We start from the raw sequence: 25,726 nt of genomic DNA, 5'->3' as shown, positions 1-25,726 counted from the left end.
AGATGGTTCACTCGTTAAGCGGTGAACAACGCTTCATACGACCTCAGGTCGCACGGACAGAAATCATTTAGACTATTTACTTAAATCGGGAGTCACCGGATTAGTTCAGGTATCTAAAACTCCAAGGTCTCACCATCAGCAGGAATAAGGACTTTATCTGACAGACCGTTTTTATCAATTGCTTCTTTAAGAATTGGTCGAGTCACTGCACAGTGATTGAGTGCCTCCATATGGTTCGCAACCACCTTATTAGGGGAAAGGCGAATAAACTCCATGACCTCATCAATAGACATCAATAACGGTTGACCAACGTCCATACGAGCACGACCTGCCGCGACTACTGTGATATCAGGTTTCAACTCAGTCAACGCTCGTTTTACATCATCGGTTAGAACTGTATCACCGCTAATGTAAATAGAAGGCTCATTGGGGAGCTCCAAGAAAAATCCAACACCATTAGCCATTACCTTGTGAATCCATCCATGGCCGTGCAAAGCCGGAACCGCGGTGAGCTTTCCGTCTAGAAAGTCGATAGTTTGCCAGTCTTCAATTCCCCAATTTACCGTTAAGTCATATTTTTCTAGGTAAGCCTTATCTTTGGCTGGTGTCGCAACTGGGATATTACGACTTGTTAAAAACGTCTCACCTGCCGGATCTAGGTGATCTCCATGTTGTAATGCCTTGATACCAAGTGTTTGACTGTGAGTAATTAAGGTATGAGTAACCTTGTTTAGTAGCTCATCGGCATTACTTGGCATCTCAACGGTTGGATTTTTCGCGGCCTTAGCCTTAATGACTGAAAACGGAGGCATAGAGCCTTTTTTCCCCAACATAGGATCAATAAGGATAAATTTTTCGCCAGATTCAATAATAAATGTTGCGCTACGTAGGTGGTGGATCTTCATAATGCCTCTCTAAACTCACTAACAAGCCATGTTCTCTATGAGATTTAGTATGCTTCTTTCTAGTTTCTTGTGATACTGTCTTGAAAGTCAACATTCGCGCAAATCGAGACACTTGTGAACAAATCAACCGAGCTAATTAAAATTACGATGGTAGCCTTTGAAGGCATCAGTGCTTTTCATCTCTCTGTGCCTTGTCTGGTGTTTCAAGATATCTTTTTCGGTCAGCCGGTTCGGTTTGACTTGAGGATCTGTTGCGAAAACAGCTTGCAGTTTGAAACAAGCTCTGGATTTGGTGTGGTGATCGATAGAGATTTGAGCGCTATTAAAGAGGCGGATATTGTGATTGTTCCAAGCTGGCCAAATGACCTGCCAGAGCCAAGTGAGCGACTTATAGAGGCGCTAATAGAGCATCATGGGAAAGGTAAGCTACTAGTAGGACTCTGCCTCGGGTCTTATGTACTTGCATGTGCTGGCGTTCTCGATGGAAAACGTGCCACAAGCCATTGGGCGTTTTCCGAACAATTTCAGCAGCAATTTCCTAAGGTGGATTTTGACCCAAACCCTCTATTTGTTGAACATGAGACTATCATTACCTCTGCTGGAGTAGCTGCTTCACTCGATTGTTGTCTACATATAGTGCGCCGTTTGTGTGGTAGTGAGCTTGCGAATGATCTCGCACGTAAGATGGTGACTGCGCCATCTCGTACTGGTGGACAGCAGCAATACATACCAGCACCAGTCAACATAAAACCTCTTACAGAGACAAGTATTAGCCTTGTGATTGAGCTGGTGGAGCAGAGCCTTAATCAGTGTCACTCACTAGATGAAGTCGCTGAGCGCTGTGCGATGAGTAAACGTACCTTCACACGCCAGTTTAAATCCACCTATGGCTGTACATTTGGTGAATGGCTGCAAAACCGACGTTTGGTGCTTAGCCAACGTCTATTAGAAACCACGAAACTATCGATACCTCAAGTTGCAGAGCAAGCGGGTTTTGGCTCTGACAGTGTATTCAGAAAGCACTTTAAATCGGCTTTTCATGTATCGCCGATTCAGTGGCGCACTACATTCAAGCAATAGTCTTAATTTCATTGAGGGCGATGGGGCTAGATCGTCGCATCTATTACTTTTTGTATCTGAAACCTTGCAAGTTCAATTCTAGGCGTTTTTGGGGCATCACAAGCCAGCCCTAACATCACTAGTTTGAAGCTACAAAATGATTTGCCGAAATCAATAGAATGAGTTTTGACTATCTCGCTATAAGGCCACTTAGCGATGGTCTATCCAACATATGAGCACAAAAAAAGCGAGCACTAAGCTCGCTTTTAACCATCTGTTTTTAAAGTAAATTACAGTAGCTCTACCGACTGTTGAGCAATCACGAATTCTTCGTTGGTTGGGATAACCATTGCTACTGCGTCTAACATTTCAGACTTAGCGATGATCCCTTCAGCACCAAAGCGAGCAGATTCGTTACCTGCTACATCTTCAACGAAACCTAGAATCTTAAGGTTGTTTAAGATCTCACGACGAATTGGTAGAGAGTTCTCACCGATACCACCAGTGAAGATGATACCGTCTAAAGAATCTAGCGTTGCTAGGTAAGAAGCAACGTATTTCGCTACGCGGTAAGTAAACACCTCAAACGCAAGCTTAGCGCCTTCGTGGCCCTCTTCCATTGCTTCTAAGATGCCACGAGCATCGCTCGTAAGACCAGACACGCCAAGGAAGCCAGACTCCTTGTTTAGAGAGTTAAATACTTGCTCTTGTGACCAGCCTTTCTTAAGTAGGTATTCGATGATGCCTGGGTCTAGGTCACCACAACGTGTGCCCATCATTAGGCCTGAAAGTGGTGTGAAGCCCATAGAAGTATCAACACTGTTACCATCTTTAATAGCACATACAGATGCGCCGTTACCTAGGTGAACAGAGATGAAGCTCGATTTTTCGATTGGCTTGTTAACCATCTTCGCAGCTTCACGGCTAACGAAGTAGTGGCTAGTGCCGTGGAAACCGTAGCGACGTACGCCGAAGTCTGTGTATAGCTCTTTTGCGATTGCACCAGTGAATGCACGTTGAGGCATTGTTTGGTGGAAAGCAGTATCAAATACAGCGAACTGAGGTAGAGAAGGGAAAGCTTCAATTGCAGCACGGATACCGATAGCACCTGCTGGGTTATGAAGTGGAGCTAGGTCAGATAGGCTTTCAATTTCGTTCGTTACTTCTTCAGTAATGCGAACCGTTTGAGTGAACTTCTCACCGCCGTGTACGATACGGTGACCGATAGCCACGATATCAGCCGTGAAGCCTAGGTCTTCCATCAGGCCAACCAATTTGCCAATGGCAATTTTGTGGTGGTTATCTTCACCTTGAATGGCAATTTCAGTTTTCTCGCCTTGGAATCTCCAGCTCATACGAGCATCTTCAAGACCAAAACACTCCCCTAGGCCACTTAATACTGCTTCACCAGAAACAGAATCGATTACAGCAAATTTTAGGGATGAACTACCCGAGTTAATAACCAGAACAAACGAATTAGACATTGGATATGGATCCTGTTTCAGTACGAATTGGATGAAGTGTTTACTTCAATTTTAGTTAAGTCCATTATTCAATAATTTTTGAATCTTTCAACTTTTGTTTTGAAAAAATCACTAAATGAACACAATTAAGTTGATCTTGGTCATTAAATTATTTATTTCGAGAGCGGAATTAAAAAATAGTTGAATAAGAAAATTAATGAACAGGTGACGCAAACGAGTGCTCACGTTATTTTTAACTTGATTCAGTTAATTAAAGCGACTCGAACAAATGCAGGTGATCCGCTTGAAAAACAACCACCCTTCCCTGTCGTCTGCTTATCATTACCGATAACTTTTTGCTCGATTTCTCAATTGCTCAGTGTTTGCATCAAAAAGCTCACTGAAGTTGAGAATAGTGATCTGATCTTATTTTGATTGCCTTCGAGCACAACTCTACGAATAGATGCACTGTAACGACGCTTAGATAGCCTTCACTCTTTGTTTCAGCATCTTGTAGCACGTTCTTTTGGTATAGGCTTAGAACGCGATACAGCTAAGTTTTGGCACTAACATTCGTTCTAGGCGCGATGCTTAGTTTCATGGACGAAGCATAGTTACAGGAACGAAGCTTGATTAAAGTAAGTTAGCTACGAATATCGAGCCAACCAAAGCTTAAGTTCAAATAACAGGCACAAAAAAGCCGAGCATTACGCTCGGCTTTTAAATTCAGTGTCTAGACCTAAAGCGTCTAAGCGACAGGTTGATTAACCTTCGTTGCGCTCTGGACGACGACCACGGTTACCACCGCCATTGCCGTTACCATGGCCACGTTCGCCACGGAAGTTACCACGGTGATCGCCACCACGGTTACGGTCGAAACGACGTTCGCCATCACGTCCGCCAGCAGAGTTACCATCGCGAGCACCATCACGGTTGCCACGGTATCCACCACGACCGCCTTCACGGTTACCACCTTCGCGGTTGCCGCCTTCACGGTTACCACGGTAGCCGCCACCATCACGACCGCCACGGTTGCCATCACGACCGCCGCCGCCACGACGAGGCTCACGGAAGTCATTGAAATCAACAACTACAGCGCCAGCTTCTTTTTGACGAATGCGAAGTTTGCTTAGCTTACCAGCAGTTTCAGAGTTCATTGCTTTTGGCAGTTGAACGTAAGTAGAACCTTGGTCTAGCTTGATAGCACCGATAGAACCTTTAGTTAGGCCAAGTTCGTTTGCTAGTGCGCCAACGATGTCTTTAACCTGAACGCCTTGCTCACGGCCAACTTGTAGTTGGTAAGTATCCCAATCTTGAGTATTGAAGTTGCGACCACCACCGTCACGGCCGTTGTCACGATCTTCACGACGCTCTTTGCGACGGTTCTTATCACGCTCAATAGCAGCGATCATTGGGTCTTCGCCAACGTAGAATAGTGGGCTCTTACCTTGCTGACGCTTAAGAAGCATTGCAGCTAGAGTAGCAGCATCAACTTCTAGAGACTCTTGAAGAGTAGAGATAAGACCTGCAAAGTTTTCTAGTGCTTTGCTTTCTTTCTCAGTTTCAAGTTCAGCGCCAAGCTTAGCAACACGTGCAGCAGCAACTTGGTCACGTAGAGGAAGTTGAATTTCTTCCATTTGAGACTTAGTTACGCGCTCGATTGTGCGAAGCATGCGAATTTGGTTAGTGCGAACTAGTAGGATCGCTTTACCTTTACGTCCAGCACGGCCAGTACGACCAATACGGTGGATGTAAGATTCAACATCGAATGGGATGTCGTAGTTGAATACGTGAGTGATACGTGGAACATCAAGACCACGAGCTACAACGTCAGTTGCAACTAGGATGTCGATAACACCTTGTTTGATGTGATCAACAGTACGCTCACGTAGAGACTGAGGAATATCACCGTGCAGTGCAGCAGCTTTGAAGCCACGTGCAGATAGCCAATCAGCTAGACGCTCAGTGTCTTGACGAGTACGTACGAATACGATTGACGCGTCAGTTTCTTCAGTTTCTAGAAGACGAGACATTGCTTCGTCTTTTTCTACGCCTTTAACAACCCAGAAGTTCTGCGCTACTTTATCAACTGTGTGGTTAGTACCAGCAACGTCAACTTTAGCCGGGTTACGTAGGTAACGGTCAACAATAGTCTTAACCATTGGAGGCATAGTTGCAGAGAAAAGTACACGTTGTGCAGATTCTGGAGCTTGCTCTAGGATCCAAGTAACGTCATCTACGAAGCCCATTTTCAGCATTTCATCTGCTTCATCAAGAACAAATGTGTGTGCTTCATCTAGGTGTAGACGGTCACGAGTTAGTAAGTCTTTAACACGACCTGGAGTACCAACAACAATGTGAGCACCGCGGCTTAGAGCACGCATTTGGTCAACAATTGAAGCACCACCGTAGATTTCAATAACTTTAAGACCTTTGATATCACGGCCAAGGTTTTTGATTTCCGCAGCAACTTGAATCGCTAGCTCACGAGTAGGAGCCATGATGATTGCTTGTGGTTTGTGTTGGTTCAGGTTGATTTTGTTAAGTAAAGGCAGAGAGAATGCTGCTGTTTTACCAGTACCAGTCTGTGCTTTACCTAGTGCGTCACGGCCTTCAAGAAGAAGAGGAATAGCTGCTGCTTGGATTGGAGTCGGAGAAACGAAACCCATGCTATCAAGAGCTGAAAGAATGTTATCGTTTAGGGCTAATTCATTAAATTGAATTACAGATTCGGACATTGGGATCCCACTATATATAAGTAAACAAAAGGTCCCGGGAGCTCTATCAATTCCAATACTGATCCAATCAGATACTGATTCCATTCAGAGTTACGAAGCAGTAATAAAACACTTCAAGCCATTAGGGACGTCTAAGGGAGGCGGATTATTCCCTAAATGCATAAAAAAATCCAGAAAAAATTGAAATACATCACATATTTTTCGCTTTTACATCAATACTGGTTATCATATCGTCAAAACTTGATGAATATCTCGTCACAGCACCCATCTCCTAGCAAATTGACCTAGTTAAATAAGAGGGCAATTAATTAACGCTCACTTCGCCTTTAAGTAGTAATCAAGCCTCGCAATGATTATAGTGTGCTCAATTGTCCTCGATAGATAAAAGTCAAAATGTTTCAAGATAATCCTCTACTCGCTCAGCTCAAGCAGCAAATCCAAGAAACCCTCCCTAAAAAGGAAGGTACCATCAAAGCCACTGAAAAAGGTTTTGGTTTTCTCGAAGTTGATAGCAAAACAAGCTTCTTTATCCCGCCTCCGTACATGAAGAAATGTGTGCACGGTGACAAGGTGATTGCCATCATTCGCACAGAGAAAGAGCGCGAAGTAGCAGAGCCTGAGGAATTGGTTGAACAAGGTCTTACTCGCTTTATTGCACGAGTTAAGCTTTTCAAAGGCCGATTGAACGTTGTTCCTGATCACCCGCAGCTCAAAAAACTGCAACTTAAAGCGAAAGCAATGAAGGGTCTAAACCCTGAAACGCTTAAAGAAGGTGACTGGGTTGTTGCTCATATCGTTCAACACCCATTAAAAGGTGACAATGGTTTCTTGGCTCAGATCTCTGAGAAAATCACAGACGCTGACGACAAGATTGCACCTTGGTGGGTAACGCTGGCACAAAACGATCTACCAAACAGCGAGCCTGAAGGCATCGACAACTGGCTAATCAACGATGACGCCGATCTTGAACGTGTAGACATGACGCACGTCCCTTTTGTGACTATCGATGGCGAAAGCACAAAAGATATGGATGACGCGCTTTACGCGAAGAAGAAAGAGAACGGTGATTTTGAACTGACTATCGCAATTGCTGATCCAACGGCTTACATCTCTCCAGATGATGCGATGGATAAAGTGGCACGCGAGCGCGGTTTCACTATCTACCTTCCTGGTCGCAACATCCCAATGTTGCCTCGTGATCTTGCTGACAACCTATGTTCACTGATCGAGAACGAAGTTCGTCCTGCACTTTGCTGCACAGTAACGGTATCTAAAGGTGGCGTTATCGGTGATGACATTAACTTCTTCGCTGCAAACATCAAATCTCATGCTCGTCTTGCTTACGACAACGTATCAGACTGGCTAGAAACAGGTGCATCAGAGAAATGGCAACCATCAGAAGAGATTGCTGCAATTGTTTCTGATCTTCACCAATTTGCTCAAGCACGTTCAGCATGGCGCTCAGCAAACGCTGTTGTGTTCCCAGATCGCCCTGACTACCGCTTTGAACTGAGCGAAGATAACGATGTTGTCGCTATCCACGCTGACATGCGTCGTAGCGCAAACAAGCTGGTTGAAGAATCAATGATCAGCGCGAACATCTGTGCGGGCCGAGTACTAAAAGAGAGCTTCAACCAAGGTGTGTTTAACTGCCATTCTGGTTTCAAGGCTGAGAAAATCTCCGACGTTCTTGAACTGGTAAACCCGCAAGCGGAAACGCCGTTCACTGAAGAGCAAATCATTTCTCTAGAAGGTTTTGCTACTCTACGTCGTTGGTTAGGTTCTTTAGATAACAGCTACTACGACAACCGTATTCGTAAATTCCAAGCGTATAGCGAGATCAGCAATGAGCCTGCACCGCACTACGCGATGGGATTAGATATTTACGCAACTTGGACTTCTCCAATTCGTAAATATGGCGACATGATTAACCACCGTATGCTTAAAGCACACATCTTAGGTAAAGCGCCAATTCAAACACCAGATGAAACTATCGGTGATGAACTTGCCCTGCACCGCCGTCACCACGGCATGGCTGAGCGTAATGTTGGCGATTGGTTGTATGCTCGCACTCTAGCCAATGCTCCAGCAGAAGAAACTCGTTTCCAAGCTGAGATTTTCGATATTAACCGTGCAGGTATGCGTGTACGTTTACTTGAAAATGGTGCTGCTGCATTTATCCCTGGATCTCTCATTCTTAATAATAAAGAAAGAATAGAGTGCAACGGTGATATGGGTACTGTATCTATCGATAAAGAAATGGTATACAAACTGGGAGACGTTTTAGAAGTAGTTCTCTCTGAAGTTAATCAGGAAAACCGTAACTTAGTAGCAAAACCTACTCAAGTATTTGCGGACTTGCCTAGCGAGCCTGAAACGACAAACGAAACCGAAGCTTAAAGGCTTTAACAGCTACAGCTTTCAAGGTTACGGCTTTCAAGGTCAAAGCTATCAAGGTCAAAGCTATCAAGGTCAAAAGCTTCAAAGGTTCACTTCTAAAGGCGCTAATTATTAGCGCCTTTTTTGTAAATGTCTCATGCTTAAACAATACTTAAAAAAAACAATCAATAAGCAATCAATTTACAACGTCAAAGAAGCTCACTATGTCATCAATCACAGTTACTCAGTTCAGAAACTTCATTCCCAGGAGACGAGAACGTTATCCTGCTTCTAAAAACGGTATCTTTATAGTGTCGAAAGGCAGCATTTCTTTTGTGTTGCCCAATGGTACTCAAGCCTCGTTGCAAGCGGGAGATTTCACCCTTTACAATTCTGGTCAGATTAAAGACATCACGGTTAACACTGAAAATGGCGAATTCAGCGCAACCTGCTTAGATTTTGATTTGGCTATCTTTCAAAAGTTCATTAATCAGTTCAGCGATTTAGAGTCCGCTCGAATCCCAGACAAGTACATTAAGTTCAATCAAACGGATACTGAGCTCTGTCAGTTGAAAGATCTCATCATGTCACTGGCCAACTCTTCTTCTCAGAATGACTACGCACTCACTCAATTAGGCTTAAGTTTGCTGTCTTTGATGGTGGAACAGTACCCAGCTCTATTGGCTATTATTGCTCGAGCTTCAAGGTTAACCGTGACCCAAAGAGTCATTCATTACATCGAGCAAAACATTGAAAACAATATCTCTTTGGATACGCTCGCCAGTTACATGGGAATGTCACCGGCTACACTTAAACGTCGTTTATCGGCTGAAGATCTGTCGTTCTCAAACTTATTAAAGATAAAACGTATTGCTCATGCAGCCACTCAGCTAAGAACATCGGATAAGTCGATCACTCAAATCGCGTATGAGTCAGGCTTTAAAAGTGCCGCTCACTTCAGCACGGCCTTTAAAACGTATCACGGAAAAACACCAAAAGACTTCCGATCGCTAGTGGCACAAGCACAACTGCAGAGCGTAAAGCCGCAAGTTTAAAGAAACAAAGCGATAGATTGATGTGGACGTCTTAGTTGGGAACTGGTGTAAACCAAGTGGCTTCAATATTAAGCCACTTGGGTGTGGGATGAGATGATTTGGCTTTGGGATTCAGTGGTTGAGTTTTGATACTCATTGATTCAGCTTTGCGAGCAGGCCACCAGCAAACGTGAAAACAGAGTGACTATGACCAGAAGTACGATTTAGGGTCTTTTTCTATTTCCGCCAAAATAGCATCAAGATCCTTCGATTTAGGAAGGTACGGATACGGCCCCCAATTCACAGAGTCGGTTTCGACATCCCCTTCAAGCGGCACCATCACTAACCAACAAGACAGCGACTCATCAAAAGTCACGCAGACGATCTCGTTTGTATAATCACTGTGAGATGAGTCGAGTAGATAATGCGCCTGAGAAAACAGCACACCACCCTCACACTCTTCATATAGGGATTTGCCTAGCTCGACAGGTAAACTTCGATTTCGAGATGTACAGAGCCTCTCGGCCCCAATTAAAAGACGATTCAGCTCGATATGAATAACGGACATAACACCCCTTGTAACTTCATAGAAACTTCATAGAAACTTCTAAGTAGTGAATTCCTCTACTTAGCTTAGGACTCAACAAACATTTTAGCGAACAAGCGTAATCAAAATACCGGCCCTGCTCCCAGAAACGAATCTTGCTTTCGGAAACCCAGAAAGCTACGACTCATCAAGCGAACAGCTATACATCGAGAGTATGGAATTTCACAAAAGTGTCATATAACCGACCTATCATATGCGACAAATGTTATTAACTAGGAGTTGTTTATGTTACGAGTCGCGCTTGCCTCTCTTTTATCCTTAGCCCTGTCTTCTCATGCTGCTTTAGCACAAGAAACCACTATTTCGGGCTCCACTTCAGTATCACGAGTGATGGATGTATTAGCTGAGGAGTACAACAAGACTCACCCTGATAACTATATTGCGGTTCAGGGCATTGGTTCTACAGCAGGTATTACCATGGTTAATAAAGGTGTCTCTGACATCGGTATGAGCTCGCGTTATTTAACCGACCGCGAACAAGACGAGAAGTTGAAGGTATTTCCAATTGCCTTTGACGGCCTAGCTGTAGTAACTAACCGCTCAAACGCTGTAAGCAACGTTACACGTGAGCAGCTGTTCGATATCTACAAAGGCAAAATCACGAACTGGAAAGCTGTGGGTGGCGCAGATCAGCCTATCGCAGTTGTCACTCGCGAAGCGTCTTCTGGCTCACGCTATAGCTTCGAAAGCTTGCTTGGTTTAACGAAGATCATTAATGACCGTCTAGTGTCTGACATCAACCCAAATAACTTGGTTGTAAACAGCAACAGCATGGTTAAAACGATTGTTAACCATAACCCACACGCGATTGGTTTTATCTCTGTTGGTTCAATCGACCGTTCGATTAAAGCAATTACATTTGAAGGCGTAGAGCCAACATCTAAGAACATTGCTAACCACAGCTATGAATTGGCTCGCCCATTCTTGTTGCTGCACAAGACAGACTCAGTTTCTGACGAGAGCAAAGACTTCATCAAGTTCGTGAAGTCAAAGCAAGGGCAAGACCTTATCGAAGAGTACGGCTACACTCGCATTAAATAAGTGAGTGAGTTTTATCTTATGAAAAAAAAGAGAGAGCATTAAGCTCTCTCTTTTTTTTGGAATCTATATGGTTCGTTTAGAAGTGAAGTTGAATCACTGAAACGATCACAGCGCCAGGACGACGAATACCTTCGATTTCGACGCGAATTTCGCGTTCAATCTCTAGGCCTTTCTTAATTGGCGTTACTTTTGTTAGCGTACTTTTAGCACGAACATTACTGCCCGATTTAACAGGGTATGGGAAACGTACTTGGTTAAGACCAATGTTTACGACCATCTTCGCTGTTGGGAATTGAGACTTGTCAGGGTCAACACTGTCAGTCAATCGAGGAAGCAGAGATAAAGTTAAAAAACCATGTGCGATGGTTGTTTTGAACGGAGAGTCTGTTTCCGCTTTTTCAGGCTCAGTGTGAATCCACTGCATATCTTCAGTAACAAGGCCGAACTGGTTAATACGGTCTTGACTTACATTGATCCAGTCGCCAGTATGGATGACTTCACCGATCTGTTGATTAAGCTCATCAAACACAAGTTGTGCTTCTGGCTTAAGTACGATCGGCTGTTCCACCGGCATCTCTGGTGCATCTTCATTGACAGCAGGTTTGTGGTGATCACGAACCCACGCAAAGAAATGGCTATTTTGCGTACGATTAAGAAAGTCGCCCCAGTAATCTCTAAGAGCTGGAGACATCCATTGCATAAACTCTGAGTGTTGCGAAGACATGCTATCGCCTCGGTGTTTAAATAAATCAATGACTTTCATAAGAACCTCAATACACAAAAAATTTCAATATAACTTCGTAATTTTGAAACACTTCACACTATTGTGCAAATGTTTTCGAGCATACAACCGTTAGCTGAACCTTGTTAAAATCATATTAAACATATACTTACCAATAAAACATCATTTTATTACAAAACCCAAATTAGAGTGTTAGCTCTATCACATGACAAACATTTGTTTATATAAAAGGCGTTTTTATTCATAAGTGGAATAAAAAAGGCTTAGCGCAATGCTAAACCTTAGTTTTTACAAGGAATTAGTTTTCCGAGGGTTGGTCTTGTAAGAGACGAATCTTACAAGACACTCAATCCCCTATTCGTCATCAAGCGGAACCAGCTTGGTATTACCACCGTGTGCTTTCTCACGCTTACGTTGCACGAATGCGTAGAAGCCAGGGATTAGGAACGTACCCGCCAGTAACACACATAACAGGCCGCCGATCAGTGAAATACCCAAAGAGTTCTGACTCACGTGACCTGCGCCCGCAGCAAAGATAAGCGGGAAGATACCTAAGATGAACGACCAAGACGTCATGTTCACAGCACGGAAACGTAAAGTACCGCCCTTCACCGCCGCATCTTCAATCGGTGCGTCTTTCTCTTCACGCTCTACCTTTGCGAATTCCACAATCAAGATTGCGTTCTTCGCGGCCAAGGCTATCAAGAGAACCAAACCTATTTGTGCATAAAGGTTCAGCGGAGTGCCCGTTAGATTCAATGCCAAGAAGGAGCCTAAGGTTGCGACAGGTACCACGAGGATAATCGCAATCGGAATTGTCCAACTCTCGTATTGAGCCACCATAAACAGGTAGATGAAGATCAGAGCCAGTGCGAAAGCAAAGATCGCTTGGTTACCTGCTAGTACTTCTTGGTAAGCCATGCCTGTCCATTCGTACTGATACCCCTGAGGCAATACTTCTGCAGCTACGCGTTCCATTGCCGCAATCGCATCACCACTTGAGTAACCTTCTGCAGGTTGACCTTGAATCACGGCACTGCGGTACATGTTGTAACGCCATGCTACATCTGGTTCAAAGATCTGGTCGTAAGTCACCAATGTGCTTAACGGGATCATCTCGCCATTAGACGAACGAACGTGGAATCGTTGTAGGTCGTCCATGCTGCTACGGTGTTCACTGTCAGCTTGCATGGTTACGCGGAAGTTCTTACCAAACATGGTGAAGTCGTTCACGTACAACGAACCAAGGTTACCTTGTAGTGTTTGGAAAATTTCCGACAACGGAATACCTAATTGCTGCGCTTTCTCACGGTCAATATCGACATAGTAGTGAGGTACGTTCGCACGGAAAGTACTGAATGTGTGTGAAATCTCAGGCTGTTTGCTCGCCTCAGCTATCACGTCATTCATCACCATAGCAAGATCAGTACGGCTTCGGCCTAGCTTATCTTCAAGTACAAACTCGAAACCAGACGCGGCCCCCATGCCCGGAACTGCAGGAGGCCCCATCGCAAACACGACAGCTTGAGGAAGTTCAGTCGCAGCACGACCATTAATACGCTGTGAGATAGCCTGAGCAGAGTGTTGACCATCCAGTGCATTACGCATGTCCCAATCGTGAAGCTTGATGAACATTGACGCACCATTCGACGCAGAAGCGCCCGTCATAAATGCGTAGCCGTTAACCAGTGTTACGCCATCAACACCCGGCTCTTGTTCAACTATTTCAAGCAGCTGCTTAGTCACTTCTTCGGTTCGAGACAAGGATGCCGCGTCAGGAAGCTGAACGTTAACCAGCAAAATGCCTTTATCTTCTTGAGGTACAAACGCCGTAGACGTTGTCTTCGCAAAATAAGTCACAGCCGCCAAAGCCACAAAGAAGAAAGTGAACAGCAGAACGCCTTTCTTAACTAAGAAGCCAGCCACTTGACCGTATTTGTTAGTAACAGACTCTAGACCACGGTTAAATGCTTGGTACCAACGCGCCGTGTTACCACCACCCTGCTTAAGAACCAGTGAACACAATGCAGGTGATAGCGTTAATGCGTTAATTGAAGAGATAACAACCGCGATACAGATAGTCAGAGCGAACTGACGGTACATGATGCCAGTAATACCAGGAAGCATTGCAACAGGGATGAATACCGCAAGTAGAACCAAGGTCGACGTAATGATCGGCCCCGTGACTTCTTTCATCGCAATAAGCGTGGCTTTACGCGGTGAAATGGTTGGGTCTTTAGCCATTGTGGTATCAACGTTCTCGATAACCAAGATCGCATCATCTACTACGATACCAATCGCTAGTATCAAACCAAACAGGGTTACCGTGTTGATGGTGAAACCCGTCATCTGCATGATGGCAAACGTACCAATCAAAGATACCGGAATCGCAACTACAGGAATCAAGGTTGCACGCGCACTACCCAAGAACAGGTACGTTACCGCAATAACCAGCAAGATGGCTTCGATTAAGGTCTTTACTACCCCTTTGATCGACTCAGCAACAAACAGTGTAGTGTCGTAACTTGCTTCATACGCCACGCCTTCTGGGAAGTTCTTGCTTAAGTTTTCCAGCATCGCCATCACAGCTTTGCCACTTTCCAGCGCGTTAGCGTCTGATTGAAGTGACAGCGTTACGATCGACGCATCTTGACCACGGTATTTACCATTACCGTCGTAGAACTTTTTACCAAGCTCAACACGTGCAATGTCTTTTAAGTAAACCGTTGAACCGTCTTGAGTTGCACGAAGAACAACATTTTCAAACTCATCAGCTGTTTCTAATCGGCCTTTTGTTACCAAGTTGAACTGCACTTCTTGTGCGTTGTTATAAGGTGCAGCACCAATACGGCCTGCAGCAACTTGAACGTTCTGCTCTGCCAACGCGCGATTCACGTCTGAAGTGGTGATATTGAGGTTAGCCATTTTCTCAGGATCTAACCAAACACGCATCGCGTATTCACCATCACCCAACACGTTAACTTCACTGATGCCCTTCACACGAGCCAGTTGGTCTTTAATGTTTAGGTTAACGTAGTTGATCAAGAATTGATCGTCGTACTCACCGTTTGGCGAATAGAAGTTCAATACCATCAAAAGGTCTGGTGAACGCTTTTTAACGGTGACACCCACCATTCGAACTTCTTGCGGAAGCTTCGATTCGATTTGAGCAACTCGGTTCTGAACGTTGACCTGAGCCATATCTGGGTCAGTACCAACATCAAAGGTCACATTAAGGTTGTATGAACCATCGTTAGCGCTTTTAGAAGACATGTAGATCATATCTTCAACGCCGTTAACCGACGTTTCTATGGGGTCGGCTATCGCCTGTTCCACCACTTCAGCACTTGCGCCCGTGTAGAATGCCGACACACTGACCGACGGTGGACTAATTTTTGGATATTCAGCCACTGGCAAGATAGCGAGAGAAATCGCACCCGCCAGCGTTAAGATTATGGATATAACAAGGGCGAACTTAGGCCTTTGAATAAAGAAACGACTTAACATAAATAGTCCCCTTACTCAGCTTGTTCAGCAGAAGCTTGAATACGAACAGACATACCATTACGTACACGCTGTAGGCCTTGAGTGATGACTGCGTCGTTTTTCTCTAATCCAGAATGAACAATCACAACACCTTCAACCTGACGACCCATTTCGATGTTTCTGCGCTCAGCAACGGGTTCGGCTTCTCCTTCAACTAATACCATCACGAAGTCGCCTTCGAGGTCGGTTTGCACTGCACGACGAGGAATAGTCACAACATCAATAGGTTGTTTTTCACGTAGATCAACGCGAACGTGTTGGCCTGGAAGTAGTTGCTGATTCGGGTTATCAGCAATCGCACGCATCGCGATCGTACCAGTATTAAGGTTGATACGGTTGCCCAAGAAGTCAAGCTGACCTAGATGTTCGAACGCTTCACCGTTCTCAAGCATGATCTGAACTTCAACACCTGCAGAGTCGCTGCTGCCATCGCCTTCGATGCGGTCCATACCCAGCTCAATACGCTCACGCTCACTGATGCTGAACGATGCATGGATTGGGTCTAGGCTAACCAAAGTTGTCAGAACACCTGAAGACGGTGAAACTAGGTCACCTTTACTTACTTTAGTGTCACTGATTCTTCCAGAGAAAGGCGCGATAATTTTGGTGTGAGAAAGTTGGACATTCGCGGCGTTTAACTGAGCTTGGCTTGCTTCTAACTGTGCTTGAGAACCTAATAGGTTTGCCGTTAATGCATCAAATTCAGATTGAGAAATACTGCCCTTAGGAAGTAGGTTCTTACCACGATTGAAATCAAGTTCGGCTTTTTTAAGGTTGGCATTCGCTTGAGCAACAGCCGCTTTCGCGCTTGCTACTTCTGCTTCAAATGATGAAGGCTCAATTGAGTAAAGCAATTGCCCCTTCTCGACCATTTGGCCTTCTTTGAAATGGCGGCTTTGCAGGTAGCCAGAAACTTGTGCAGTAATTGCCGTGTCTTCAACGGCTTCAATACGACCGATGTACGACTTACTTTGTTGGTGAGAAACGACGCTAACATCCTGTACAGCTACGAGAGGTAAAGGCGCTTGCTTGGCATTCTGAGCATCTTGCCCACATCCAGCAAGAATAAGAGAGCTTGCAAGAGCCGTAAGGATTAACTTTTTACGCATGGTTATACCGTCACTTATGAGAAATTGAACAGCATAAAAGTTACGTAACACAATTGCTTCAAATGTCCGAGGAATATCAATTATAACTGGCCAAAGTGTATCAATATGTTAATTGAAACCAAGTGCTTATAAAGTGATTACAAACACGCTACAATTCCTAAGTAAATCAATCTCTCAGCTTTTGTTCTCTATGGATATTGTCTAACATAATGTATTGTCAGACAGATAAGCATTCACATTTAATTGTTAAGGAATTCTCATGATTTCAAAATGGGCTAAACGTTTCTATCAAATGGCGGAATTGGTCGGTTCTTGGAGTAAAGATCCTTCAACTCAAGTCGGCGCCGTAATCACTAAGCACAACCGCATTGTTTCTGTTGGTTTTAATGGCTACCCACATGGCGTGTCTGATAGTGCGGATACTGATGACAGAGAGATGAAGTACCTCAAGACACTTCACGCTGAAGAAAATGCGATCTTATTCGCCAAGCGTGATTTGGACAGCTGTGAAATCTGGGTGACTCACTTCCCTTGCCCAAACTGCGCAGCGAAAATCATCCAAACCGGTATTTCTGCGGTTCACTGCCCAGAGCAAAGTGAAGACTTTCTTTCTCGCTGGGGAGACAAAATCAAAGTGAGCCAAGATATGTTTGAACAAGCAGGCGTAAAAGTCGATTGGTTGCCACTGGCTGACCTAGATTAAACGAACAGATAGTTAGAACAAAAAAGCCGAGAGTCGATATTATCGCTCTCGGCTTTCTTTTGTTTGGGGCTCAGCGGACTGCAGGATTAAGCACTGACAGGAAATGCTTCAGCGTATGCTTCCATGAAATCTTTACGAATCTCTTGCTCTAGATGAACCGCCTTCTCGGTTGGACAGAAAATCATAAAATGGACTTCTTGCTCACCTGTCGAACTGCTTGTGATATGGATGTGAGGCTCAGAACCCGGAAGGTCAACACCAGCGAGCTTTTCGATCACACCGTTGTAACGGCGAGCAACATCGATAAACTCTTCGCAATGCTCTTCAATTTTCACAATAAGACCCGACAGCATAGGGTATAGGTTTACAAAGTCTTTCACCGTCACAAAAAAGTTATGATAAACATAACGCTTCATGAAGTTGAGGTTCTTAACCGGATAAGTGAAGAACATGCTATTAGGCAGCGTGGCTGTCTTGCCAGTGAAGTGATATTGCCCATGATACAAATCGATTTCTTGAATCACGGTCGCCATCAGATTGTGCTCAATCACTTCACCGCTGATTTTACCCACTTCGATCCAGTCGCCGATTCTAAATGAACGAGAACTCGCACGCTGAATAGAACCGGTGAAACACAAAATGATCTCTTTTGAAGCCACTACTATCGCAACAGCAATGGCCGTGACAGATAGCGCAAACTCGCTGATTTCGGATTTCCACAGCACAAATAACGTCACAACAATAATCGCGAATGTGCCGTTTTTGGTTCGTGACATCCAGTTACGTTGGTCTTCACTAAGGAAAGCAACATCACCTCTTATTTGAGATAAGGTGATTCGGCGAATGATTAAAATAATAGTGATAATCAACGCACTAAAAATAAACTTATGAGCGAGTAGAAAATCAATTACTTGCCACACTTTTTCCATTACTTATTCCTTAGCATTACAACGACGAGCTTTACAACGATTAGCGGAGACTTCGCTATGAAAAAGCGCTCAAAAATAGAGCGCTTTTTTACGTGCCTAAATCAGCTATTGGTAAGGCTATCATTTTATCTTGGCAGAAGTAATAAATTGGCCAAAAGTTTCACACCAAATCACAACCGTATTAAATCGATTAAGATCAGTACCTTCGGGAAGCTCAACCATAAAGCGGTCGAATGTTTTCACATCTCCGACTCTCAATAACTCGTTCTTGCTGTCATTGAAAGCGTGCTCGGTTTCAATGAACTTAGGCGAGAGATAAACCTTGTAATCAGGTCCCGGCGCCAATTCACCTTCAAAAGCGATCGCACTTTCGGATACTGAGACGATGCCTTCTCCCCAGTGCAAGAAGTCACTGTCTTGTCGATCTTTAGTGAACTCGCCCGTGTAGATAGCCTGCTCACTGATCGCTTCAACAGAACTTGAGGAAGGAGAATCAGGCTCAATCAAGATAGGCAATGCGTAAACACCTAGCCCAAAACCAACAGCACCCACGGCTAAGTGGGTGCAAAGTAAAACTAACTTTTTCATCGCGTACTCCCTTATGCTTAAAGAGAGTATTATTGAATACTCTCAAAAATACAAAGAGATATAACGCTCTGATGTTCTATTTTTGGTAATGCGTTGCTGTACGTTGAGACAATTCGACAATCACTTTTACCGCTTGCTCCATGCCTTGAATGGTAATGAACTCATGAATACCGTGGAAGTTGTAACCGCCAGTAAAGATATTCGGACATGGTAGCCCCATGAAAGATAAGCGAGCACCGTCTGTACCACCTCGGATTGGTTTAACCATTGGCTTGACATTGCACTCAATCATCGCCTGCTTGGCCAATTCGATAATATCTTGATGCGGTTCAACCATCTCTTTCATGTTGAAGTAGCTATCGGTTAGCACCAGCTCAACACGGCCTTTCTCAAGGCGCTCATTCAGCTCATCGACTTTCTGCTGCATGAATGCTTTACGCGCTTCTACACCCTCACGTTCAAAATCACGGATGATGTATCCCAGTTCAGAGCGAGCCACACCCATTTCCGCCGATTTCAGGTGGTAGAAGCCTTCATAACCTTCTGTGCACTCTGGTGTTTCTTGCGCAGGCATCATCAATTGGAATTGCGCTGCAATGTTCATCGAGTTCACCATTTTATCTTTTGCGGTGCCCGGGGGAACGTTCACGCCATGACAGATAACATCGGCGCTCGTGGCATTGAAGTTCTCAAATTCCAACTCCCCTACTGGGCCACCATCGATGGTGTACGCCCACTCGGCGCCAAATTTTTCAACGTCAAACAGGTTCGCACCGCGACCAATCTCTTCATCCGGCGTGAAACCAATGCAGATGTCGCCGTGTTTGATGTCTGGATTCGCTTTCAGGTAAGCAATTGCACTGATGATTTCAGCGATGCCCGCTTTGTTGTCGGCACCAAGCAGAGTTGTGCCGTCAGTCGTAATCAGGTCGTGACCATGTAAAGAATCAAGATCTGGATACTGGCTTGGGTTCAAACTCTCGCCACTTTCCCCTAATTCAATCGTTCCACCTCGGTAATCTTTAATCACTTGTGGTTTCACGTTGGCGCCTGATGCGTCAGGAGCGGTATCCATGTGCGCCACAAAGCCAATCGCAGGCACATCGTAATCGACATTCGACGGCAGTTTCGCCATCAAGTATCCATTGTCATCTAAAGACACATCAACTAAGTCTAATGCCACCAATTCTAACTTTAAGGCTTCAGCAAAGGTAATTTGACCCGGTGAACTTGGGCATTGCTGATTAGAAGGATCGGATTTGGTATCAAAAGTAACGTAATTCAGAAAACGTTCTACAAGCTTTTCCATAATTCATCTCACCATGGATTAAGTAATTGATTTACTGACTTAATTATTATGTCGATAAGTGATACATCGTTAAATAAATACGAGCACAGAGTCAGTAGCGAGGGTTTTCATCTTACGCCCCTGACCATGTATGTAATTGCTCTAAATCATTATTGTGCGAAATTAGATGCGCTTCCTATACTTGAAAACAGAGGGTTTCGTCAGTTCAACATTGCATACGGATGATAAGAGATCGCTTTGTACGCATTCTACGCCCTCCGCTCTCAGCCTAACAAAAGTACAAAGTGGATGATGATCACAATTTATCCTTGATGCAGAATCTGTCATACGTTACACGGAGACACAGTTATGACGATTAATAAATATTTCATTTTCTCTCCTCAAGCCTCTGAGGAAACGCTTCGACCAGTATTAACTGAGAAAGAAGTTCAAAGGCAGGAAGCTCTAAGACAGGCGCAGATCCAGGGTGGATTAGACACAAACGCGACCTCGTAACTCAATGAATACCTAGCACTATTAAGACCCCTATAAAAAAGCTCTACGCTCTATCCGGTAGAGCTTTTTTTTATTTTTGATCTGTTCTCCTCTCCCCCACTCCCAAACAAGCTGAACATTAAACCTTCGCTCATTGCTTGTTGTTCTTCACTTCTCGATCACCAATTGGCTCATAGTTTCTCGCGAATGTATTTTCACGCATTGCACACACTAGCTTGCAGCGCTGAGAAATGACTCACTAAACTCCCCGATGCCATACCTTGTCGTGTCATTTTGTGCTAATAATTCATATTCGTTTTCATTCCTCACTCGCCCTCTTTTCAAAACTATAATGCGAGTACCAGAGAACCTAACCACAGGAACCCCGAATTCAATGGAATATTCAAAGCTAGGAAGTAGTCAAATTCCCGTTTCCCGTATCTGTCTTGGCAGCATGACTTGGGGGCTACAAAATACGCAGCAGCAAGCCGACCAACAGATCGAATACGCATTAAGCCAAGGTATTAACTTTATCGATACTGCAGAGATGTACGCGGTTCCACCTTCTCCAGATACCTACGGAAAAACAGAAGCGATCATTGGTAACTGGTTATCGCGTAACCCACAGCGTCGACAAGAGTTGATCATTGCGAGCAAAATTGCCGGGCCAGGGCTTCCTTGGGTTCGAGATGGCGGCCCGATAACGGGTGAAGCGGTGATCGCAGCCGTTGACGCATCATTAAAACGCCTACAAACAGACTATATCGACCTTTACCAACTTCATTGGCCAAATCGTACAACGCCTCACTTTGGTAAGCATTTCCCGAATCACATTCGATTCAGTGATATTGACCGAAAGCAGCATGAAGCTGAGATGTTGGAAATCCTACAAGCACTGGCAAGCTGCATTAAGGCGGGGAAAATTCGCCATGTCGGGCTTTCAGATGATTCTACTTGGGGCATTAACACTTACCTCAAGCTGAGTGAAAAACACGATTTGCCACGTATGGTTTCGATTCAGAATGAATTTAGCCTACTGCACGCAAAAGACTGGCCATATCTGATTGAGAACTGTGTGCATGAAGATGTAGCTTACCTGCCATGGTCACCTTTAGCTGCAGGCATGTTGAGTGGAAAGTACATTGATGGCGCAAGACCGGAAGGCAGCCGTTGGACTTACATGCAACGTAAAGGCATTTTCCGTGACACTGAATCTGCCAACGAAGCGGTTAAAGGCTATGTTGAAGTAGCAAACGCTCATGGATTTACTCCGAGCCAACTGACATTGGCATGGTGTAATCAAGTTGATGGGGTGACGTCCACCATCATCGGTGCAACGACCATGGAGCAATTAAAAGAGAACGTAGCCGCTTTTAGTAAACCGCTATCAGAAGAAATCCTGACTGATATCAACACAGTATTTAAACGCTATCCTGCTCCGTATTAGGCTGTCAGTTCAGCTTAACTTAGGTGAGTAAATCCCATAAGAGCGCGCTATTTAGTGCGCTTTTCTTTTTTAAGTGAGTTGCTTTTGCTTTTTATGTAGATCGCATTGAGTCATCACGCTTTTGGTTCGCTAACCTTTGCTCTATAATGCGCGGGCTTATATCTAGGATAAAAACATGATTTCAAAAAACCAATTAAAACTCCTTCGTGCTTTGGGCCAAAAGAAACAACGTAAAGCCCACGGCCTGTTTCTAGTTCAAGGTGAAAAGAACGTTCTTGAGCTGTTCAATAGTGACTTAGTCGTGAAGAACGTCTTTGCTACCGCTGATTTCTTATCTGAAAATCACGCATCACTGATTGAGTTTGATTGTGTTGAAGCCTCACTGGATGACCTAACCAAAGCGAGCACTTTGGTAAGTAACAATGCAGCGATTGCGGTTGTTGAGATCCCAACGTTTGAACTACCAGAAGCGACAGGACTGATGATTGCACTTGATGGCGTTTCAGACCCTGGCAACCTAGGTACGATTATTCGCGTAGCAGACTGGTATGGCATCAAGCATATCGTTGCGAGCAGTAATTGCGCAGACCCATACAACCCTAAAACTATCAGCGCGACTATGGGCAGCTTTGGCCGAGTACACGTAAGTCAAACTGACTTACCAGCTTACTTAGAGCAAGCGAATCTACCGGTTTACGGTGCATTTTTGGAAGGCGAAAGTGTTCATAAGACTGACTTCACTGCAAATGGCATTTTGCTGATGGGCAGCGAGTCTCACGGTATTCGTGAACACGCCGCTAAATACGTGACAGATAAGATTACGATTCCAGCATTCGGTGGCGCAGAGTCTTTGAACGTTGCAATGGCGACTGGCATCATTCTCGACAACATGCGTCGTCAGCACAGCTAGGTCTCATAAGCTAACGATCCAGTCGACAATGTTCAAATATTAAAAAAGGCGTATTGATTAAATCAGTACGCCTTTTTATCTAAGTTCTTTTCAACAATTACTTTTCTAGCATTGCCAACTTATCAGCGACACCATTCCACTTCTCAGCGTCATCCATTGGTGCTTTTACTTCCGTTTGTACCGGCCAGATTTCGGCAAGCTCTGCGTTCACTTCGATAAAGATTTTTTGATCTTCTGGTAGCTCATCTTCTTGGAAGATCGCTTGAGCATCACATTCAGGTACACATAAACCACAATCAATACATTCGATTGGGTTGATTACCATGAAATTTGGGCCTTCATGGAACGCATCTGCGGGGCACACTGCCACACAGTCTGTGTATTTACATTGAATACAATTATCGCCTACGACAAATGCCATGATGCTCTGCTCTATAAGTTAGTCAAAATTGAAGAATGGGGATAATACTCATCCCAAAGCAAAATTCAACATCATACGGCTCTAATATCGTGTCTATTTGCTCCATGTTTCCAAATTAGTATGACAGATAAATCAATTTCTCGTAAAATGCGCGCCATTGTGAGCTTATCGCTTCTTTCAACATCAGCGTTTTCATCAAACTCTGTATAAAGAAACGAACTAGCTAAGACACCTATAAAAACGAGACATCGAAATGATACGTTTAACCGAAATTAAACTCCCACTAGACCATGAAGAGTCTGCTATTCAAGACGCTATTGAAGCGAAACTTGGTATTAACTCTGATCAGGTACTCTCTTTTAATATCTTTAAACGTGGCTACGATGCTCGTAAGAAATCAAAGATCTTACTTATCTACACGCTTGACGTTCTCGTTGAAAACGAAGTTGAGTTGTTGGAACAATTCATTAGCGACCCGCACGTAAAAGTAACTCCTGATATGGAGTACAAGTTTGTTGCTAAAGCCGTTGAAAACCAAACTGAACGCCCTGTGGTTATCGGCTTTGGCCCTTGTGGTTTGTTCGCTGGCCTAGTGCTTGCTCAAATGGGTTTCAACCCAATCATCGTTGAGCGTGGTAAAGAAGTTCGTGAGCGTACGAAAGATACCTTTGGTTTCTGGCGTAAGCGTACGCTGAACACAGAATCAAACGTACAGTTTGGTGAAGGCGGCGCAGGTACTTTCTCTGACGGTAAGCTGTACAGCCAAGTTAAAGATCCAAAGCACTACGGCCGTAAAGTAATTGAAGAGTTCGTTGCTGCGGGTGCACCAGAAGAAATTCTATACGTAAGTAAGCCGCACATCGGTACCTTTAAACTGGTTACCATGATCGAGAAAATGCGTGCTTCTATCATTGAACTCGGTGGCGAAATCCGTTTCAGCACTCGCGTAGACGACGTTCACATGGAAGATGGCCAAATCACTGGTCTAACACTTTCTAACGGCGAAGAGATCAAATCTCGCCACGTAGTACTGGCTGTTGGTCACAGTGCTCGTGACACATTCGAAATGCTACACGACCGTGGCGTTTACATGGAAGCGAAGCCTTTCTCTGTTGGTTTCCGTATCGAACACAAGCAATCAATGATTGATGAAGCTCGCTTCGGTAAAAACGCAGGCAACCCAATTCTAGGTGCGGCGGACTACAAGCTGGTTCACCACTGTAAGAATGGCCGCACTGTATACAGCTTCTGTATGTGCCCAGGTGGTACTGTGGTTGCTGCAACGTCTGAAGAAGGCCGCGTAGTAACAAACGGCATGAGCCAATACTCTCGTGCAGAGCGTAACGCAAACAGCGCGATCGTAGTTGGTATCGACCCAGAACGCGATTACCCAGGTGACGCACTGGCTGGTATCCGTTTACAACGTGAACTAGAAAGCGGTGCTTATATTCTTGGCGGCGAAAACTACGATGCACCTGCACAGAAAATCGGTGACTTCCTGAAAGGTCGCGATCCAAGTGCAATCGGTGAAGTACAACCGTCTTTCACACCGGGTATCCATCTAACAGACATTTCAAAAGCGCTGCCTGATTTTGCTATCGAAGCGATTCGTGAAGCAATCCCAGCGTTCGAGAAGAAAATCAAAGGTTTCTCTACACCAGACGGCCTACTAACAGGTGTTGAGACTCGTACGTCTTCTCCTGTATGTATCAAGCGTGGTAAAGACTACCAAAGCATCAACCTTAAGGGCTTCTTCCCTGCAGGTGAAGGCGCAGGCTACGCAGGCGGCATCCTGTCTGCTGGTATCGATGGTATTAAGGTTGCGGAAGCACTTGCACTGTCAATGGTAGAACAGAACCAAGCAGAGAAGATTGAGATCGCTTAAGCGCTTTCGATAAAGCAAAGCTAGATCGCGATCAACCAAAACTAAAAATCCAGTGCCTTGTCGACACTGGATTTTTTTATTGCATAAAGGTATCTAAAATTATTTAGTCACGACTTCGGCAGCGTTACTTACAAGTCTCTTTTGACCAATTCACACCATCATCTGAACACTCAAATAAACTTGTCCCATTCTGGTAGTAATAACCTCTAGTCCAGTTCCCTTGGGAATATTTAGACGTTATCGTTTGAGTGTAATGCCGCGGTTGGTGAAGTACGTGACAAACACCATCACCACACACCTCCGCCCAGTCTTGGATGCTGAATGCCCCAGTAAGAGCCAGTAAACCACTAGTGAGATATGAAGAGAATGAACTGAGTTTATCGTATCCGCCCCATGAACCCACGGGGCGACTTGTCAGTGTTTGAAGTTCCAAGGCA

At 44.5% G+C, this 25,726-nt stretch carries 20 protein-coding genes and 1 pseudogene; 9 read left to right on the top strand and 12 right to left on the bottom strand.

The window, feature by feature from the left end; all coding sequences use genetic code 11:
- Positions 1-113: 113 nt before the first annotated feature.
- Positions 114-905 carry an MBL fold metallo-hydrolase gene (locus ACED46_RS18040; RefSeq protein WP_017068423.1) on the bottom strand — a complete coding sequence of 264 codons (792 nt, stop codon included), beginning with the start codon at positions 903-905 and terminating at the stop codon, positions 114-116.
- A gap of 114 nt (positions 906-1,019) precedes the next feature.
- On the opposite strand from ACED46_RS18040, the gene ACED46_RS18035 reads away from it, so the two are divergent.
- Positions 1,020-1,985 (top strand): GlxA family transcriptional regulator, encoded by a 966-nt coding sequence (locus tag ACED46_RS18035; protein WP_120459721.1) that lies wholly within the window; start codon positions 1,020-1,022, stop codon positions 1,983-1,985.
- A 269-nt stretch (positions 1,986-2,254) separates the two neighbouring features.
- On the opposite strand, the gene ACED46_RS18030 is transcribed toward ACED46_RS18035, so the two are convergent.
- Together ACED46_RS18030 and ACED46_RS18025 are read right to left on the bottom strand one after the other, a co-directional pair.
- Positions 2,255-3,448, bottom strand: a complete 1,194-nt coding sequence (locus ACED46_RS18030; protein ID WP_371722079.1) for an acetate/propionate family kinase — start codon at positions 3,446-3,448, stop codon at positions 2,255-2,257.
- A 743-nt stretch (positions 3,449-4,191) separates the two neighbouring features.
- The gene (locus tag ACED46_RS18025; protein WP_371722078.1) at positions 4,192-6,249 is read right to left on the bottom strand and encodes a DEAD/DEAH box helicase; all 2,058 of its coding nucleotides are present in this window, start codon (positions 6,247-6,249) and stop codon (positions 4,192-4,194) included.
- Between the two features lie 309 nt (positions 6,250-6,558).
- Here ACED46_RS18025 and rnb point away from each other — a divergent pair, with 309 nt between their 5' ends.
- On the top strand, positions 6,559-8,565 hold the full coding sequence (gene rnb, locus ACED46_RS18020) for an exoribonuclease II (RefSeq protein ID WP_371722077.1): 2,007 nt from the start codon (positions 6,559-6,561) through the stop codon (positions 8,563-8,565).
- Between the two features lie 203 nt (positions 8,566-8,768).
- Positions 8,769-9,599: an AraC family transcriptional regulator gene (locus ACED46_RS18015; protein WP_017064362.1), complete on the top strand. Its 831-nt coding sequence runs from the start codon at positions 8,769-8,771 to the stop codon at positions 9,597-9,599.
- 184 nt (positions 9,600-9,783) lie between these two features.
- Here the strand turns inward: ACED46_RS18015 and ACED46_RS18010 are convergent, their stop codons facing one another.
- A complete protein-coding gene (locus tag ACED46_RS18010) occupies positions 9,784-10,146 on the bottom strand; it encodes a DUF3024 domain-containing protein (protein ID WP_017059495.1) in 363 nt (120 codons plus the stop codon).
- A gap of 264 nt (positions 10,147-10,410) precedes the next feature.
- Here ACED46_RS18010 and ACED46_RS18005 point away from each other — a divergent pair, with 264 nt between their 5' ends.
- Complete coding sequence (locus ACED46_RS18005) at positions 10,411-11,226, top strand: phosphate ABC transporter substrate-binding protein (RefSeq protein ID WP_017064361.1); 816 nt, start codon at positions 10,411-10,413, stop codon at positions 11,224-11,226.
- Between the two features lie 76 nt (positions 11,227-11,302).
- Here the strand turns inward: ACED46_RS18005 and ACED46_RS18000 are convergent, their stop codons facing one another.
- The 3 genes from ACED46_RS18000 to ACED46_RS17990 all read right to left on the bottom strand — a co-directional run bounded on the left by ACED46_RS18000 (position 11,303) and on the right by ACED46_RS17990 (position 16,623).
- Positions 11,303-11,989: a MaoC family dehydratase gene (locus tag ACED46_RS18000; RefSeq protein WP_017059493.1), complete on the bottom strand. Its 687-nt coding sequence runs from the start codon at positions 11,987-11,989 to the stop codon at positions 11,303-11,305.
- A 333-nt stretch (positions 11,990-12,322) separates the two neighbouring features.
- Positions 12,323-15,475 (bottom strand): efflux RND transporter permease subunit, encoded by a 3,153-nt coding sequence (locus tag ACED46_RS17995; RefSeq protein WP_371722076.1) that lies wholly within the window; start codon positions 15,473-15,475, stop codon positions 12,323-12,325.
- Positions 15,476-15,486: 11 nt separating this feature from the next.
- Complete coding sequence (locus ACED46_RS17990) at positions 15,487-16,623, bottom strand: efflux RND transporter periplasmic adaptor subunit (protein WP_371722075.1); 1,137 nt, start codon at positions 16,621-16,623, stop codon at positions 15,487-15,489.
- Between the two features lie 259 nt (positions 16,624-16,882).
- Here ACED46_RS17990 and ACED46_RS17985 point away from each other — a divergent pair, with 259 nt between their 5' ends.
- Complete coding sequence (locus ACED46_RS17985) at positions 16,883-17,326, top strand: dCMP deaminase family protein (RefSeq protein ID WP_017059490.1); 444 nt, start codon at positions 16,883-16,885, stop codon at positions 17,324-17,326.
- A gap of 86 nt (positions 17,327-17,412) precedes the next feature.
- Here the strand turns inward: ACED46_RS17985 and ACED46_RS17980 are convergent, their stop codons facing one another.
- The 3 genes from ACED46_RS17980 to pepT all read right to left on the bottom strand — a co-directional run bounded on the left by ACED46_RS17980 (position 17,413) and on the right by pepT (position 20,152).
- Positions 17,413-18,255: a mechanosensitive ion channel family protein gene (locus ACED46_RS17980; RefSeq protein ID WP_371722074.1), complete on the bottom strand. Its 843-nt coding sequence runs from the start codon at positions 18,253-18,255 to the stop codon at positions 17,413-17,415.
- Positions 18,256-18,375: 120 nt separating this feature from the next.
- Entirely contained in the window at positions 18,376-18,843 is a 468-nt protein-coding gene (locus tag ACED46_RS17975; RefSeq protein WP_017064357.1) for a DM13 domain-containing protein, read from the bottom strand.
- A 76-nt stretch (positions 18,844-18,919) separates the two neighbouring features.
- Entirely contained in the window at positions 18,920-20,152 is a 1,233-nt protein-coding gene (gene pepT / locus ACED46_RS17970; protein WP_371722073.1) for a peptidase T, read from the bottom strand.
- Between the two features lie 348 nt (positions 20,153-20,500).
- Here pepT and ACED46_RS17965 point away from each other — a divergent pair, with 348 nt between their 5' ends.
- The 3 genes from ACED46_RS17965 (at position 20,501) to ACED46_RS17955 (ending at position 22,983) form a co-directional block, all read left to right on the top strand.
- On the top strand, positions 20,501-20,647 hold the full coding sequence (locus ACED46_RS17965; protein ID WP_017059486.1) for a hypothetical protein: 147 nt from the start codon (positions 20,501-20,503) through the stop codon (positions 20,645-20,647).
- Between the two features lie 373 nt (positions 20,648-21,020).
- Positions 21,021-22,073 carry an aldo/keto reductase gene (locus tag ACED46_RS17960; protein WP_371722072.1) on the top strand — a complete coding sequence of 351 codons (1,053 nt, stop codon included), beginning with the start codon at positions 21,021-21,023 and terminating at the stop codon, positions 22,071-22,073.
- A 175-nt stretch (positions 22,074-22,248) separates the two neighbouring features.
- Complete coding sequence (locus ACED46_RS17955; protein ID WP_371722071.1) at positions 22,249-22,983, top strand: RNA methyltransferase; 735 nt, start codon at positions 22,249-22,251, stop codon at positions 22,981-22,983.
- A 97-nt stretch (positions 22,984-23,080) separates the two neighbouring features.
- Here the strand turns inward: ACED46_RS17955 and fdxA are convergent, their stop codons facing one another.
- Entirely contained in the window at positions 23,081-23,404 is a 324-nt protein-coding gene (fdxA, locus tag ACED46_RS17950; protein ID WP_010431058.1) for a ferredoxin FdxA, read from the bottom strand.
- A 253-nt stretch (positions 23,405-23,657) separates the two neighbouring features.
- On the opposite strand from fdxA, the gene ACED46_RS17945 reads away from it, so the two are divergent.
- Positions 23,658-25,289 carry an NAD(P)/FAD-dependent oxidoreductase gene (locus ACED46_RS17945; RefSeq protein WP_371722070.1) on the top strand — a complete coding sequence of 544 codons (1,632 nt, stop codon included), beginning with the start codon at positions 23,658-23,660 and terminating at the stop codon, positions 25,287-25,289.
- 124 nt (positions 25,290-25,413) lie between these two features.
- Here the strand turns inward: ACED46_RS17945 and ACED46_RS17940 are convergent.
- A pseudogene (locus tag ACED46_RS17940) lies at positions 25,414-25,726 on the bottom strand (hypothetical protein); the annotation flags it as partial.

Origin of the sequence: Vibrio sp. 1S139 (assembly GCF_041439475.1) — a bacterium.
Lineage (GTDB): Bacteria > Pseudomonadota > Gammaproteobacteria > Enterobacterales > Vibrionaceae > Vibrio > Vibrio crassostreae_C.
This window is presented reverse-complemented; position numbering and strand designations above follow the sequence as displayed.

What these genes read in the sequence shown, in the direction of transcription:
- ACED46_RS18040 (WP_017068423.1), bottom strand. Translation starts at nt 905, where the DNA reads ATGAAGATCCACCACCTACGTAGCGCAACATTTATTATTGAATCTGGC.
- ACED46_RS18030 (WP_371722079.1), bottom strand. Translation starts at nt 3,448, where the DNA reads ATGTCTAATTCGTTTGTTCTGGTTATTAACTCGGGTAGTTCATCCCTA.
- ACED46_RS18025 (WP_371722078.1), bottom strand. Translation starts at nt 6,249, where the DNA reads ATGGAATCAGTATCTGATTGGATCAGTATTGGAATTGATAGAGCTCCC.
- rnb (WP_371722077.1), top strand. Translation starts at nt 6,559, where the DNA reads ATGTTTCAAGATAATCCTCTACTCGCTCAGCTCAAGCAGCAAATCCAA.
- ACED46_RS18015 (WP_017064362.1), top strand. Translation starts at nt 8,769, where the DNA reads ATGTCATCAATCACAGTTACTCAGTTCAGAAACTTCATTCCCAGGAGA.
- ACED46_RS18010 (WP_017059495.1), bottom strand. Translation starts at nt 10,146, where the DNA reads ATGTCCGTTATTCATATCGAGCTGAATCGTCTTTTAATTGGGGCCGAG.
- ACED46_RS18005 (WP_017064361.1), top strand. Translation starts at nt 10,411, where the DNA reads ATGTTACGAGTCGCGCTTGCCTCTCTTTTATCCTTAGCCCTGTCTTCT.
- ACED46_RS18000 (WP_017059493.1), bottom strand. Translation starts at nt 11,989, where the DNA reads ATGAAAGTCATTGATTTATTTAAACACCGAGGCGATAGCATGTCTTCG.
- ACED46_RS17995 (WP_371722076.1), bottom strand. Translation starts at nt 15,475, where the DNA reads ATGTTAAGTCGTTTCTTTATTCAAAGGCCTAAGTTCGCCCTTGTTATA.
- ACED46_RS17990 (WP_371722075.1), bottom strand. Translation starts at nt 16,623, where the DNA reads ATGCGTAAAAAGTTAATCCTTACGGCTCTTGCAAGCTCTCTTATTCTT.
- ACED46_RS17985 (WP_017059490.1), top strand. Translation starts at nt 16,883, where the DNA reads ATGATTTCAAAATGGGCTAAACGTTTCTATCAAATGGCGGAATTGGTC.
- ACED46_RS17980 (WP_371722074.1), bottom strand. Translation starts at nt 18,255, where the DNA reads ATGGAAAAAGTGTGGCAAGTAATTGATTTTCTACTCGCTCATAAGTTT.
- ACED46_RS17975 (WP_017064357.1), bottom strand. Translation starts at nt 18,843, where the DNA reads ATGAAAAAGTTAGTTTTACTTTGCACCCACTTAGCCGTGGGTGCTGTT.
- pepT (WP_371722073.1), bottom strand. Translation starts at nt 20,152, where the DNA reads ATGGAAAAGCTTGTAGAACGTTTTCTGAATTACGTTACTTTTGATACC.
- ACED46_RS17965 (WP_017059486.1), top strand. Translation starts at nt 20,501, where the DNA reads ATGACGATTAATAAATATTTCATTTTCTCTCCTCAAGCCTCTGAGGAA.
- ACED46_RS17960 (WP_371722072.1), top strand. Translation starts at nt 21,021, where the DNA reads ATGGAATATTCAAAGCTAGGAAGTAGTCAAATTCCCGTTTCCCGTATC.
- ACED46_RS17955 (WP_371722071.1), top strand. Translation starts at nt 22,249, where the DNA reads ATGATTTCAAAAAACCAATTAAAACTCCTTCGTGCTTTGGGCCAAAAG.
- fdxA (WP_010431058.1), bottom strand. Translation starts at nt 23,404, where the DNA reads ATGGCATTTGTCGTAGGCGATAATTGTATTCAATGTAAATACACAGAC.
- ACED46_RS17945 (WP_371722070.1), top strand. Translation starts at nt 23,658, where the DNA reads ATGATACGTTTAACCGAAATTAAACTCCCACTAGACCATGAAGAGTCT.